This is a genomic window from Cloacibacillus sp. (assembly GCF_020860125.1).
Taxonomy (GTDB): Bacteria; Synergistota; Synergistia; order Synergistales; family Synergistaceae; genus Cloacibacillus.
Map to the genome: position 1 here is coordinate 97,221 of NZ_JAJBUX010000118.1, position 14,455 is coordinate 111,675.

Annotated in this window: 11 protein-coding genes and 2 riboswitches; of the genes, 4 read left to right on the plus strand and 7 right to left on the minus strand. The window is 56.6% G+C overall.

The window, feature by feature from the left end:
- Positions 1-103 precede the first annotated feature (103 nt).
- The 6 genes from LIO98_RS14690 to LIO98_RS14715 all read right to left on the minus strand — a co-directional run bounded on the left by LIO98_RS14690 (position 104) and on the right by LIO98_RS14715 (position 8,779).
- The gene (locus LIO98_RS14690) at positions 104-1,804 is read right to left on the minus strand and encodes an adenosylcobalamin-dependent ribonucleoside-diphosphate reductase (RefSeq protein ID WP_291958846.1); all 1,701 of its coding nucleotides are present in this window, start codon (positions 1,802-1,804) and stop codon (positions 104-106) included.
- Positions 1,805-1,991: 187 nt separating this feature from the next.
- Complete coding sequence (locus LIO98_RS14695; RefSeq protein ID WP_291958848.1) at positions 1,992-3,443, minus strand: potassium transporter TrkG; 1,452 nt, start codon at positions 3,441-3,443, stop codon at positions 1,992-1,994.
- Positions 3,440-4,804: a Trk system potassium transporter TrkA gene (gene trkA / locus LIO98_RS14700; RefSeq protein WP_291958866.1), complete on the minus strand. Its 1,365-nt coding sequence runs from the start codon at positions 4,802-4,804 to the stop codon at positions 3,440-3,442. Before trkA ends, LIO98_RS14695 begins: the two co-directional genes overlap by 4 nt.
- A 457-nt stretch (positions 4,805-5,261) precedes the next feature.
- Positions 5,262-6,599: a sodium-dependent transporter gene (locus tag LIO98_RS14705; protein ID WP_291958850.1), complete on the minus strand. Its 1,338-nt coding sequence runs from the start codon at positions 6,597-6,599 to the stop codon at positions 5,262-5,264.
- A gap of 441 nt (positions 6,600-7,040) precedes the next feature.
- On the minus strand, positions 7,041-8,075 hold the full coding sequence (locus LIO98_RS14710) for a hypothetical protein (RefSeq protein WP_291958852.1): 1,035 nt from the start codon (positions 8,073-8,075) through the stop codon (positions 7,041-7,043).
- A gap of 26 nt (positions 8,076-8,101) precedes the next feature.
- Positions 8,102-8,779: a metallophosphoesterase gene (locus LIO98_RS14715; RefSeq protein WP_291958854.1), complete on the minus strand. Its 678-nt coding sequence runs from the start codon at positions 8,777-8,779 to the stop codon at positions 8,102-8,104.
- A 98-nt stretch (positions 8,780-8,877) separates the two neighbouring features.
- Positions 8,878-8,995: riboswitch (molybdenum cofactor riboswitch) on the plus strand.
- A 203-nt stretch (positions 8,996-9,198) separates the two neighbouring features.
- A riboswitch (molybdenum cofactor riboswitch) is annotated at positions 9,199-9,319 on the plus strand.
- Positions 9,320-9,404: 85 nt separating this feature from the next.
- On the opposite strand from LIO98_RS14715, the gene LIO98_RS14720 reads away from it, so the two are divergent.
- The 4 genes from LIO98_RS14720 (at position 9,405) to LIO98_RS14735 (ending at position 13,032) form a co-directional block, all read left to right on the plus strand.
- Entirely contained in the window at positions 9,405-10,256 is an 852-nt protein-coding gene (locus tag LIO98_RS14720; protein ID WP_291958856.1) for a substrate-binding domain-containing protein, read from the plus strand.
- Positions 10,257-10,350: 94 nt separating this feature from the next.
- Entirely contained in the window at positions 10,351-11,046 is a 696-nt protein-coding gene (locus LIO98_RS14725) for an ABC transporter permease (protein WP_291958858.1), read from the plus strand.
- 26 nt (positions 11,047-11,072) lie between these two features.
- Complete coding sequence (locus LIO98_RS14730; RefSeq protein WP_291958860.1) at positions 11,073-11,933, plus strand: substrate-binding domain-containing protein; 861 nt, start codon at positions 11,073-11,075, stop codon at positions 11,931-11,933.
- Between the two features lie 73 nt (positions 11,934-12,006).
- Positions 12,007-13,032 carry an energy-coupling factor ABC transporter ATP-binding protein gene (locus LIO98_RS14735; protein WP_291958862.1) on the plus strand — a complete coding sequence of 342 codons (1,026 nt, stop codon included), beginning with the start codon at positions 12,007-12,009 and terminating at the stop codon, positions 13,030-13,032.
- A gap of 384 nt (positions 13,033-13,416) precedes the next feature.
- Here LIO98_RS14735 and LIO98_RS14740 read toward each other — a convergent pair.
- Positions 13,417-14,455, minus strand: a 1,039-nt coding sequence (locus LIO98_RS14740) for an Ig-like domain-containing protein (RefSeq protein WP_291958864.1), incomplete at its 5' end; no start/stop codon positions are given.

The window sequence follows — 14,455 nt, forward strand, 5'->3', positions numbered from 1 at the left end:
CGAATATATCAGGATGGAATTACGTGAACATGAGAGATACAACCCCCCGCGGTTGGGCCGCGGGGGGTTGTCTGTTTGTATTACCGGCGTAAAGGGTTGTTCTTTACTGCGGCCTTTTGAGCACGAAGCGCGGTCTAGCCGCCGCCATCACCGGCACCGGTTCGCCCTTCGGCGCTGATTTTTGCGTGCTGTCCTCTTCGGCCTTCTTTTCGTCCTCTTTCCTGTAGAGCACCTGGCTTGATTTTGAGCCGTCGCGGTAGACAGTGATGCCCTTGCAGCCCTCTTTCCAGGCGAGTGTGTAGGCGTTGAGCACATCCTGAACGCTGCATTCGTGGCAGAGGTTGACCGTCTTGGAGACGGCGAGATCGGTGTAACGCTGGAAGACGCCCTGCATACGGACGTGGGCCGAGGGAGACACGTCGTGGGAGGTGACGAAGACCCTCTTCATGACCTCTTCCGAGAGTCCCTCTTTCTGGGCCCGCTCATAGTAGCGGTTCACCTGCTTCATGATAACTTTTGTGCCGTCCGTTTGTGTGCGCACGCGCGTATGCTCGAGAGCGAAGAGCGGCTCTATGCCGGAGGAACAGTTGGCGAGCAGGGCAATCGTGCCGGTAGGCGCAATGCAGGTGAGCGTCGCGTTGCGGCGTCCAAGGTGCGCGAGTGTCTCCGGTATGCCTTTCTCTTTGCCGAGGGCCACCGATGTTTCGTGCGCCCTCTGCTGGATCGTCCGCATGATGTTTTCCGCGAGCTCGTAGGCCTCTTTGCTGTCATAAGGAATATGGAGCTGGAAGAGCAGGTCGGCCCAGCCCATGACTCCGAGCCCTATCTTGCGCGTCAGCTTCACCGCCTCGGCGATCTCAGGCAGCGGGTAGTGGTTGACGTCGATGACGTCGTCGAGGAAGCGCGTCGCCACCGCGGAAACCTCGCCCAGCAGTTCATAGTCAAAGGCGCCCTCTTTTACCATCTTGGCGATATTTATCGAACCGAGGTTGCAGGCCTCGTTCGGGTAGAGCGGGGACTCGCCGCAGGGGTTTGTGCTGGTGAGCTCTCCGAGGTTGGGCGTGGTGTTGCCGCGGTTTATCGCGTCAAGGAAGATTATCCCCGGATCGCCCGTGCGCCAGGCCGAATCGGCTATCTCCGCAAGCAGCGCCGCCTCCTCGCCCCGTGGGTCGCTGTTGACCTTTTCCATGAAATCGTCAAAGACGCCGACGGAGATGTTGAAGTTCGTTATCGTCCCGTCCTTGTCCTTGCAGTGGATGAACTTACGAATATCGGGGTGGTCGATATTGAGAATACCCATGTTGGCGCCGCGGCGCATGCCGCCCTGCTGGACCGTCTCCGTCGCCTTGTCGAAGAGTCCCATGAAGGATACGGGGCCGGAGGCGCGTCCGTTGGTGCTGTTGACCTTCGCGCCCTCGCTGCGGAGCTTCGAGAAGTTGAAGCCGGTGCCGCCGCCGCTCTTGTGTATCAGCATCTGCTTGCGCAGAGCCTCGCAGATGCCCTCCATAGAATCTTCCACACCGATGACGAAGCAGGCCGCGAGCTGTCCGTGCGGCGCGGGGCGTCCCGAGTTCATGAGGGTGGGGCTGTTGGGCAGAAAGAGAAGTTCCGCCATCACGTCATAGAACTCGTCCGCCCATTTATACTGCATGGCAAGACTTGATTCCGCGCCCGCGACATGTTTGGCGACCCGTTCAAGCATCTGCTCCGGTTTCTCTATAGGGTTTCTGTTCTCGTCGCGCCACAGGTAACGGTCGCGTAAAATATCTTTGGCTGAGGGGCTGAAAGCTGGCTTTATGATCATGATGACAGACCTCCGAGATAAAAACATAGTTTTAATTGGCAGGCGCGTTTTTTACGCAGCCTTTATTTATAATAACATAAAACTGCCGTTTTGGAAGGTAAAATACACTATATATATTGACATCTTATCCACAAAACACTAGTGATAGTGTGACTAACTTTGTGGATAAAAATAGGCCTTTTTTACGTTACTTCTTCCAGATATCTTTGGTGAAGAGGAGGAGCACCGTATATAGTTCAAGTCGTCCGCAGAGCATGTCGAAGGTGTAGACCCATTTCGCGAAGGCGCTCTGTCCGGCGAAGTTGCAGACGGGGCCGACCTCCGCCAATCCGGGACCGACGTTGCTCAGCGTGGCCGCCACGGCGCTTATCGAGGTTACGATATCGTTGCCGTTTAAGCTGACGGCAAGCGATGAGGCTCCCCATATTAGGAAATAGATGGTGATGAAGCAGGCCGAGGAGGTGACCATCGAGGGGCTTGCCGTACCGCGTCCCTGAAAGATCGCGACGACCGCGTTGGGATGGACCATTTTTTTGAGCTCCGCGGCGGCTCCTTTGAGGACGACCTGAAAACGCACGCACTTGATCGCTCCCGCGGTCGACCCCGCGCAGCCACCCACTAGCATGAGAAAGAGCAGAAGGAGCTGTGTGAATATCGGCCACAGCGCGTAGTCCGCGGTGGCGAAGCCGGTCGTGGTGATGATGCTGACCACCTGGAAGGAGGCGTAGCGCAGGGCGTCGGCAAAGCTGCCGTATATTCCCTTCCAGAGCAGTACGGCGCAGATCATCAGAATGGAGGACCCTACTACCACAGTGTAGAAGCGGAACTCCGAGTCGCGGTAGGGGCGCAGGCTTCCGCCGCGAATGGCCGCGAGGTGGAGGTTGAAGTTTGCGCCGGAGAGAAACATTATAAGCGTGAGAATATAATCAATATATGCGGAATTGTAAAAGGCGACGCTGGCGTTATGGGTGGAGAATCCCCCCGTCGATACGGCGGCGAAGATATGGGCGGTGGCGTTATAGACCGACATTCCTCCGAGGACCAGCAGGACGATGCCGACGACGGTCAGCCCCATATAGACCTTCCACAGCATCATCGCCATATCGGTGATCCGGGGACTTGTCTTTTCGAGGCTGGGACCTGGGCTTTCGGCCTTGAAGAGCTGGGTCATGTTGATGCCGAAGAGCGGCAGCATCGCGATTACGAGGACGACGATCCCCATGCCGCCGAGCCACTGTGTCTGCGCGCGCCACATGAGAATGCCACGCGGTATCACCTCGACATTCCGCAGGACGGTGGCTCCTGTTGTCGTAAATCCGGACATCGCCTCAAAGTAGGCGTCGGTGAAGGCGGGAATATATCCGCCGAGCATATAGGGCATGCAGCCCTGTAGAGAGGCTACCACCCAGGCGAAGGCGACGCCGGCGATTGCCTCGCGCGTCCCCAGTTCGTCCTTTGAGGAGCTGCGCCCCGCTATGTGCAGCACCGCCGCCATCGCCAGCCCGGTCAGCACGGAGAGCAGGAAGGCGTGAATATCGTCGCTGCCGTCCTTCAGCGCCCAGGCCAGCGGAAAGGCCATCGAAGCGGTTATCGTCAGTATAAGTATTGACAGAAAACGCGCGACGATCCTGTAATTCAAGAGTTGTCCTCTCCGAAGGGACGCATGGCCGTGTCCATAACGGCAGCAGTGCCGAATACGACCACCTTGTCGCCGGCTTCGAGGACCGTTTCGCCGGTAGGGATCAGCATTTCGCTTCCGCGCTCCAGCAGTCCGATCAGCGAGCCGGGCGGCATCTTCAGGTCGATGAGGCTCATGCCGTTGGCGGGCGAGTCTTTGGACAGCGTTATCTCAACGGCCTCGGCGCTGATCTCCTCGAGCACCGTCAGCACCCTCGAAGAGCCGGGGTAACGGACGCTGCGCGTGATGACGTCGGCGAGCGTCTGGTTGCGGTTGACGATCGCGTCGACCGGTATATGGTTCGTCATTTCAAGATAATTTGACCGGCGCACCACCGCGATGCTCTTGGATACGCCGAGGGTTTTCGCGAGTACCGAAAGCATGAGGTTCGTCTCGTCGTGCTCCGTCGCCGCCACGTAGCCGTCGGCCTCCGCGATGCCCTCGGAGAGCAGGAACTCCGTGTCCGAACCGTTTGCGCAGAGCACCATCACCTCCGGCAGTTCGCGGGAGAGTTTTTCGCACTTGGCGCGGTCCTCGTCGACAAGGCGCACCTCGATGCCGCGGATATGGGATATGAGCCTCGCCGCGGTCTGGTAGCCGACCTTTCCTGCGCCGACGATGAAGACCCGCTTGAGGCGTTTTGATTTGGAGGGCTGAAAGAGCCGCTCTATATCGAAGACTATCGAGCGGTAGCACATGGTATAACAGAGGTCTCCCGCCTGCAATACGTCCATCGCCTTGGGGACGAACGAGTGCTCCCCGCGCCTGATGCATACGACGAGCATGATCATATTCGGATTATTTTTACGTATTTCATAAAGTTGAAGCCCCTTGAGGGGGGAGTCCTGCGCGATGCGGAAGACATAAATCCCCGCGCGCCCTCCGGCGATCTCGTTCGCGTGTATAGCGGAACGTACCTCGAGCAGCTCCTCTATCTCCTTCGCGACGGAGCGTTCCGGCGAGATTAGCATATCGATGCCGAGATCCTTCGCCCAGCTCTCATTGTCCGTGAACTCCAAGCCTACGGCGCGCGCGATGACGTGAGGCACGCCCATCCTCTTCGCTATCCAGCAGGCCATGAGGTTGACCTCGTCCTTATTGGTACAGGCGATGAGCATCGAGATATCGGAGCTGCCCTCCCTTATCCCGGCCTTTGCGAGCACGCTCGGACGGGCGCCGTTGCCCCTGATCACCATTACGTCAAGAGAGTTCTCAGCCCTTTCGGCCCGTTCCTCGCTGTCTTCGATGATGATGATATTATGTCCGTCCGACGATAAATTTTTGGCTACGCTGTATCCGACTTCGCCCGCTCCGACAAGCACAATGCGCAAAATGGATCTCCGTCCTTTCGGGACTTGATTCTAAATCTGGTAAGTATATTACGATAGTTTGGAGATTTTACAAGTCATTTAAGGCAAATTGTGGCTGGGGGGATACAAAAAGAGGGAGAAGGGGCATGCCGCGCGCCCCTCCTCCCATGAGTGGGAAATGTCTTACTTGCGCTTCTTGCTTTCGGCGCTCATTGTTTTTTTGATGGCCCAGGCGAAGCAGCCAAACCCGATAGCGACACAAAGAATCATATTAGCCTGCCACATTGAAAAGTCCTCCTTTACCTCGGTGCCTTTAATCGATCTTATTGGAGTGGACGAGACGTTTGGAGATGACCCCGTTCAGCAGGAAGCAGATTATCGCGATAATGCCCCATTCTACGACCATCGAGCCTGGGGTGTACTGGTACGTAGTGATCGGCCAAAACTTGTACCACTCTCCCGGATACCACTAAGCGGCGTCCCACATCCACCAGCCCCAGACGAAGGCGAACTCAAAGGGGAAGAACTTGATGCAGCTCCACATCCACTTTACGTGAATGTCGGAGCAGGGCATGATGTCCTCTTCCCAGAGCTTATCCACGCCGTACTTAAGCGAGGCCAGCGAGTAGATGAGCCCGACGACGAGCAGCCCGACGCCCCAGACCATGTCCTGATTCTCAAATACCCGGTTGTCGAGCGCCGAGAAGGAGCCGACGAACAGGAAGAAGATCGCGACGCACATCGTCGCCTTGACGCGGGAGAAGCCCATGTCGATCAGGTTGCGAGTGCCTGTCTCAAGCATCGCGATGACAGAAGAGAGCGCCGCTGAGAAGAGGGCGAGGAAGAAGAGCACCGCCATAACGAATCCGCCCGATGTGTGGGCGAAGAGGTTTGTCAGGTGGACGAAGGTGAGTCCGTTCGCGCCGGCCTTCATGACCGCCTCGGGGTCCGGTGAAAGGGCGTAGACCGCGGGCAGGACGACCATACCGGCGAGCATGGCGGCGACCATATCGCCGAAGGTTACCGTGAAGGAGTTGAGTTCGATGTCCTCGTCCTTTGCCGCGTAGACGTAGTAGACGTGGAACATGCCCCAGCCGGCTCCAGAGGACCAGGCCGCCTGCGTAAAGGCCGCGAGCCAGATCCTTGGGTTTAAGAAGTCCTTGGGGTCGACGTGGAACATATATTCAAAGCCCTTCCAGGCTCCCGGCAGGAGCACGACACGCACGAGAAGGACCGCGAGCAGTACGAATACGGCGGGGATCATGATCTTGTTCGCCGTCTCGATGCCGCCCTGAATGCCGCGGAAGATGATTACCGCGGAGAGCGCGATGGCGAAGGCGAACCAGCACCAGGCCTCATAAGCTGGGGGCGTCGTCGCGAAGCCGGAGAAGAACTGCGTGGCGAAATCAGTCCCGCCGTCCCGGACGGCGTCAAGGAATCCCGTGAAGATCAGAACTAAATATTTTGATACCCAGCCAAGGACGACGACGTAGTAGCATCCGAGCATGATACATACCATCGCGCAAAATGCGCCGACCCAGGCGTATTTCTCTCCCAAAAGCGCTTTGAAAGCTCCCGCGTTCGCCATCCTCGTCTTTTTTCCGAAGACGGATTCGGCGCAGATAAGCGGTACAGCCCAGACAAACAGGGCAAAGAAGCAGATAAGAATGAAAGCTCCGCCGTTATTGGAGGCAACCTCACGCGGGAAGCGCCAGATATTTCCGGTGCCTACCGCCATACCGAGAATTGTACATAAAAGTCCCCAGCGGCTTGAGAATTGTTCTCCGCCTTTTTTGATTTCAGCCATGCCATAAACCTCGCTTTCTATAATGTGATAATAAAATTAATAGTATTTCCTGCCGCGCCATAACATAGTTAATACTCATGTTAAGGCGCCGTATCCTTTCATTTAATAATTAAAATTTAAATAATTAAAAACTGCGATTACAATGTTATTTTAGTTTACCATATTTTAAAATATATTACAATAATAAAAGAATTGAAATATCAACGGTCAAATTTTTAATCAAATTAAAATTATTTTTTGATAGAGGGAGGGTGTAAGTTGTTTTTTTAGGTTGATTTCGTCCTTAAAATTTAATATTAGTCCTTATTTAGAAATTATCGTAACAAAAAAATTAACGATTCTAATCCAGTGGAGAGACAAAAAATTTTCGCCTCGAAAAGAATCTCTTTTTGAGGCGAAAATTATTAAAATACAGCTATTAAATATCTAATATATCGATATTTAAGCATCCACTTTTGCGCCCACGGGACGTTTCCTCTGTCTGTCTATCTCGGCCTCAAGCCTTATCAGTTCGTTTATCGAATCGATGTCGATGTTTTTCAGTATCTCGTTACGGTTCATGATGCCTATCTCGTTGCGCGTCCTGCCGGGATTTTTTTCAAGCTCCGTGAAGGCCGAGATCTTGCGGTCCCCGTGATAGACGTCAAAGTCCACGAATCGCTGTCCCCGGTCGTTGTATTCAAGTCCCATCGCGAGTTTCTTTATCGTCTGGATATCCACCGGCGTATAGAGCTTCATCATGTAGACGGGGATCGTCCGCCGCGTCAGCGCCTGTTCCCGCTCCCATTTTTCCTTGAGCACGATCCCTATCTGCATTCCCTGGGTCACGGTGAGCAGCCTTTGGCGGTGGAGGTCGAAGAGACCGTCGGAGTCGCATATTTTTATTTCAACATCGTTCCAGTCGGGGGTGCCGAGCGAGTCTCCGAGGTATTCTATGCCGTGTACGGAGAGGTACTGGACGATCGCCCCCTTTGAACGGGTATGGATGAGCAGCGCCCTTTTATAGATGTCCTCAACGGGGATGCTCTTAGCGAGGGATTTTGGCGTAAAGTATATTATTGAGGAGGTGCCAGGGATGTCGGGACGGAAGATGGGGTCGCGGTCGATGATCTCGCCGCCGATGTCCCGCTGTATCGCGCTGATGCCGCGTTCAAGGTTTCCCATGAGACGCATCATTATATAACCGGGCATCATGCTGACGCTGTCCACGCCGCCCGTCATACGGCTGTTAATCAGCGTCGTAAGGAGAAGCTCGAGCGGATTTTCCGAGACATAGGTCTCATACAGCGGGCCGCCCTCCTCGGAGCGTGCGGTGAGAAAGACGAGTCTCCGCGTCGGCCCGTATTTCCTCAGAGCGCTCTCGGCGTCGAGCGAGATCAGCGTCCCCCAAGCTCCAAGCTTGTGGCGTATCTCCGAGACCTCCGAGGAAAGTTTGATCGCGATGCTTTCGGGGCCTGTCCTTACCAGCGATATCATTTTGTCCTGCCTCCTCCGTGATAGATTTACAACGAGACCTTTTTGCGCTGGAGCCGTGCGTTGTCCGTCCCCGGAGGGTAGGGGATGGAGATCACCTCTCCGGTATAGATGTGGATCAGGTACATCGACTGTAGTCCGTTAAGGTACATACGCCCCTCCTCCGTGCAGCCCGAGGCGTATTCGAGGTTATGTCCGTAAAGGTTATATTGCGCCGGGTCGCCGCTCACATCTTTATAGGTGTGTCCCGCCCGGAAGCTGAACTGTCCCAGCGAAAATCGTCCGGGGCTGGTCCATACCTGCACCGACTCGCTGTGCGGCTCTTCGAGCAGCGTCGGGACGTGGTCGTGATTTCCAGTGACGAGGATCGCTCCGTAGTCCTCCTCCTCAAAGATGGAAAGGAAATTCTTTATCCGCTTTTGATAGAGGTCAAGCATTCCGGGGCGCTTCTCAAGTTTGATATTGTCTACGAAGTCACCCGTGTGAACTATCCAGGCGGGATGGAGGCGTCGCAGCACGCGCCGCAGATAGGGATAGATGGTGTAGGGTGTGTCGGAAATATGCAGCACCATATCCCTGGCGTCGATGCAGGGCGGGTTGATGCCGAACCATATTCCGAGGTCGTCAAAGTGCTTGATGATCGGGCACTCCCTTATCTCCTGAAGCGTCGGTTTCGGAATGTTGGGTGGTATGTGCAGTGTCGCCATGTCTATCGCCTCTTTATTATTTCAAAAAATTTTACGTAATTATGAACGAAAGACTTGTCTTTTTATCCTCCTTATTGTACCATAGTACCGATGATAAAATAAATATGGTTCTCCGAGCCTGCGTACCTAAGGAAAATATCTATGGTTATCAGGCCGTCAGGGTTGTTTTGGAAACGAGACAGCCTCCCTTTGGAAAGGAGAACGGCTGTTGCTTATGTTACGGGCCGTACTCTATACAAGGGGGTACGGCCCGTTTATTTTGTCGCCGATAGCTTAAAAAACACACAATCTCCACTTAAGCAAGGGGTGACCCCAACACCCCTTGTTTTCCCTTGATTTATTTGTTGAAATAATAACCGGAAATAGTGTACAATAGCGGCGGTGCGGATTTTATCCGCCAGGTGTTACCGCGTATGTTTGCCTGCATACGTCCCTGAAACTGCCTCTCCTGCGGCCGTGCGGTCATGGAGGCCAGTCGTTAGGGCGGTTCTGGAAACGGAACCGTCTCCCGTTGTGGAAAGGGGATCTCCGAGGCTTGCCGCCTCCAATCTTTTATCCTCCGTCCCGCGGGTTTTGAATATCGGTTGTAATGCAACACAAATCTCACGAGGAGGGTTTCTAACCCATGCGTATCAACAAGAAAGGCTCCATTATCGCGTTACTTCTCGTCGTCTGCCTGCTGGCCTTTGGCTCGCTCGCGACGGCAAAGGCTCCCGTGCTCCGGATGGCGACCACGACAAGCACCGACAACACAGGCCTGCTCGACTACCTCGCCCCCATCCTTCTTAAGGATACCGGCATTGAGATCCAGTGGGTATCCGTCGGTACCGGCAAAGCCCTTGAGTACGGACGTAACGGCGACGTTGACGTCGTTCTCACCCACGACCCCGCGGCAGAGGACAAATTTATGGCCGAAGGCGCCGGTTCCAACCGCCGCAAGGTCATGTATAACGACTTCGTGCTCATCGGCCCCGCGAACGATCCCGCGGGCGTAAAGGGCAAGCCCGTTACCGAGGCCTTTGCCACGATAGCGAAAAAACAGCAGCCTCTCGTCAGCCGCGCCGACAAATCGGGCACCCATTCCGCCGAACTTAAGATCCTCAAGGCCGCCGGCGTGAAGGATTTCGACAAGGCGAAGTGGTACGTGCAGACGGGTCAGGGAATGCTCAAGACGATCAACATTGCCGACGAGCAGAAGGGCTACACCCTCACCGACCGCGGAACCTTCATCAAATATGACGCCGGACTCAAAGGCAAGCCGGGCCTCGTGATCATCTGCGAGGGCGACCCCGAGCTCCTCAACAAATACAGCGTCATGGCGGTGAGCCCCCTGAAGCACTCGAACGTCAAATACGACCTCGCGCTCAAATACATCGACTGGATCACCTCTTCAAAGGTCCAGAAGGATATCGCGGACTTCAAGGTCGAGGGAAAGCAGCTCTTCTTCCCCGAAGCCGAGATTCGCGCGGGCCACTAACAGCTTAACAGAGCCAGTACATAGGGCGGACGCCGGATGAAAATGCTGAAGCGTCCGCCCCTTTTATGCGGAACTAAAAACAGGGACTGATTCGATGGATTTCATAGCGGACGGATTCATACAGGCTTTCAGTCTCCTCTTCTCAATGGACGAGGAGACTATGAACATCCTTGTCACCACGCTGCAGCTGACGGCGGTTTCGATGGGGGGTATACTGCTCATCGGGCTGCCTCTCGGCTTCCTTCTCGGGTACTTTGATTTCCCCGGCAAACGCTGCGTCCGTACCGTGGTAGACACGCTGCTCGCGCTGCCGACCGTGGTCATCGGCCTGCTCGTCTACGCCTTTATCTCGCGGCGCGGTCCGCTTGGCGGCTGGGACCTGCTCTTTACGATTGAGGGCATGGCCATCGGGCAGATCATCCTCGGGACGCCGATCGTGGTCGCCTATACGGCGACGGCGATCGAGGGGCTTGACAACCGCCTGCGCCAGACGCTGATGACGTTGGGAGCCTCGGGCGCGAAGCTTGCGATGACGAGCCTGTGGGAGGCCCGCTTTCTCGTCCTTGTCGCCGCGCTGACGGCCTTTGGCCGCATCGTCGGTGAAGTCGGCTCCGCGATGATGCTCGGCGGCAACATCAAATGGCACACGTGCACGATAACCACGGCCATCACTTTGGAGACCGGCAAAGGCGACTTTGCCCTCGGCATCGCCCTCGGCGTTATCCTCATCCTCATATCCCTGATACTCAACATCTCTCTGACATTCCTGCGCCGCAGGACGCAAAACTAAGACCAGACAAATAAAAAATACTGAATATGGACGGTGTAACTGAGATCATGAAAAAATTTGCCATCGCGCTCGCCGCTCTTCTCATATGTTCGCCCGCCTTCGCCGGCACGATAAAGCTGTCGAGCACAATCGGCCCCGTCGACGCGGGCATCATCCCGCTTCTTGCCGAGACATACAAGGCGAAGACCGGCACCGACTTTGTCATCGAAAAGGCGGGGACCGGCGCGACACTCAACAAGGCCAAAAGCGGAAACTTCGATATGGTCGTCGTGCACGCGCGCGCCCTCGAGGAGCAGTTTATCGCCGAGGGCTACGGACAGAACCGCAGGGACTTTATGTACAACGACTTTATCATTCTCGGCCCTCAGGAGGACCCCGCGGGCATCAAGGGCATGAAATCCGCCGCCGAGGCGCTTAAAAAGATCGCCGCGGCCAAGGCCCCCTTCATCAGCCGCGGGGACATGTCCGGTACGCACGTCGCGGAGATGAACGTCTGGAAGGCGGCGGGGATCGCTCCCGACGGCGAAAAGGACGAATGGTACACGGTATTCTCACTCGGCAAGCTCGGCAACGGCCCGACCACCGACTTCACCAACCGGCGCGGCGCCTACACTATCATGGACAGGGCCACCTACCTCACAAAGAAGAAGGGGCTCAAGATAATCCCGCTCGTAGAGGGCGACCCGATCCTGCTGAACCTCATCGCGGCGATCGAGGTAAACCCGAAACGCTTCCCGCAGGTGAATAACGCCGACGTCGTGAAATTCGTCGACTGGGTCTGCGGCGACGAAGCGCAGACGATAATCAAGGACTTCAAGGTGAAGCAGTACGGCGAACCGCTCTTCTTCCCAAACTCCGACGAATGGAACAAAAAGCACGGCAAATAAATTTATAGTAAAATAATCGAAAGGGGGGCGGAAGATTCTCCGCCTCCCTTATCTTTACGGAGGAACGTCTGAGATGAGCTCACTGCTTTATGAAATACGAGACCTGAAACAACGCTACGGGAAGGGGCCACTCTCCCTCGATATCGCGGAGCTCTCCATTCGGAGCTCGGGAATAACCGGCCTCGTCGGACCCAACGGCAGCGGCAAATCGACGCTGCTTAAAGTTCTCTCCTTTCTCATCACATACCAGAGCGGCAGCATCCTCTTTGACGGTCGTCCCTCCGAGGGGCGCGAAGTGGCGATCCGCCGCGAGGTGACCTATCTGCTCCAGGACTCCTATCTGCTCAACCGTTCCGTCTATGAAAACATCGCCTACGGGCTGAAACTGCGCGGAGACGTCCCCGACATAAAAGAGAGGGTGCGCGGGAGCCTGACGCAGGTGGGGCTTGACCCGGAAAAATTTGCCCAGCGCCCGTGGTATCAGCTCTCCGGTGGGGAGGTTCAGCGCGTGGCGCTCGCCGCCCGCCTCGCGCTGCGCCCGCGTGTCCTGCTGCTCGACGAGCCGACGGCGAACGTCGACGAGGCGAGCGCGCAGCTCGTGATGGAGGCCGCCGTCAGCGCGGCGAAGGAATACGGCACCACCGTGATCGTGGCGACCCATGACCTCGCCTGGCTCTACGAAATGTCCACCGACGTCGTGAGCCTCTACCGCGGCCGCGTCGTCGGCAGCGGTGCGGAGAACCTTCTGCAGGGCAAGTGGCGCCTCACCGGCGGCTACATGGTGCGCGAATTCATCGACGGTCAGGCGGTATTCGCCTACCAGCCGCAGTCCGGCAGGCCGAACGCGGCGATGCTGAACTCCGCCGGCGTGCGCCTGTTTGTCGAGAGGCCCGACGCGGCGCACGATATGAACATTATCCGCGGCCGTATCGTGCAGATGACGCTGGAACGCGCCACGGACTCGGTGCTGGTCTCGATAGAGGTCGGCGAGAACGTGATAAAGACGCGCATGGAGGCGGCGGAGCTGAACCGGCTGGAGCTGTGCCCCTCAAAGATGGTATATCTTACGTTTTCCTATGCCGCTGTTCGCTGGATCTAAAAAATCGGCGCTTATACGCACGACTAACTTCATAACCGAGGGCTTGGCAATGCTCACCGCACTTTAGTGCGCCTCCGCTTGCCAAGCCCTCAGTTATTTCGTTATTCGCACGTCTAAGCGCCGATTTTCCTTCGGAGAGGAAAAGAGATAAATAGTGGCTTAGCTTTTGCCCTTGTATCCTCTCTCCCTGGCCGCCTCAGAGAGGGCGCCAAAATCTTTGGTAAATCGCAATTTACCTCTTTTCCCACCCAAAGGAAATCGGCGTTTAGAAGTGCGAGTTGCTAAATAAAATAGTGGGGCCGATACCGGAGCCGTATTAGCATACGGCGAGGATTCGGACCCACCGTTTTATGACGCAAATCGTGCTTATAAACGCCGATTGATTTAACGTTTCTTTCTTCTCAGCCAGAGCGGCACCAGCGCGAGCATGGGAAGCGCGCCCAGACCTGCGGCGCAGCCGTGGCCGGAGCCGCCGGTCTTTTTCCGGGCGACGGTCACCGTGCATGCGGCGCTCTTTTCTCCGGCCTTCGCGGTGACGACCGTCGTGCCGACCGACAGCGCCGTTACCTTGCCACTCTCGTCCACCGCGGCTACCGCCGGGTCGGCGCTTGTCCAGACGACCGCTTTATCTGTCGCGTTGTCCGGCTTCACCGCTGCGGTGAGCGTTTTGCTCGCCCCGATGTCCAGCGTCAGCTCTGTGAAGTCGAGGCTGACTCCGGATACGGGAACTTTGCCGACGGCGGCGGTGAAACAGAGCGGGCCTGTAGCGCAGCTCCTGGTGAGCGGCTTGAGGTTGTTTTTGTCGCTGAAATCGGTGGCCCGCAGGTCGATGTCGAAGCTCACCGCCGTCACGCCCGGTTTTATGCCGGAGACGGTACAGGGCCAGCGGTCGGAGATACCGGCGATGTCCGGCGAGGCTATGAAGATATCGCCGCTGACAGAGAGGTAGCCCGCCATATCGTCCGCCCTGCCCGGATAGGAGGTCAGGGCGGGAGCGAAGCCGCCAACCTCTACGGAGAGCGTCCGCTTCGCGGGCAGGATGGTGGTGACGACCTTTTTCATCTCCGCCGCGTCGAGGGAAACGACGTCGGCGCTGACTGCGTCCGGCCCCTTGTCGCCGGAGCCGACGGCCTCAAGATCGCCGGCGGGCCAGCAGCTGTTGGATATGTTCCCCAAGTCATTGTATCCAGCAATGCCGCCTGCGTAGTTGTCGGAGCCGCCTGAGGCTGTGACCGTACCGCCGCTGTGGGCGTTGTTAGTTATCGTGCTGCCGCTGTTGTATCCCGCGATGCCACCTGCGTTGCTGTCGGAGCCGCCGGAGGCCGAGACGCCGCCTCTGTGGGCGTTGTTGGTTATCGTGCCGCCGTAGCTGTTGTATCTCCACATCACCGCCGCGAGGAGGCACATGCGGCGGTAGGAGGAG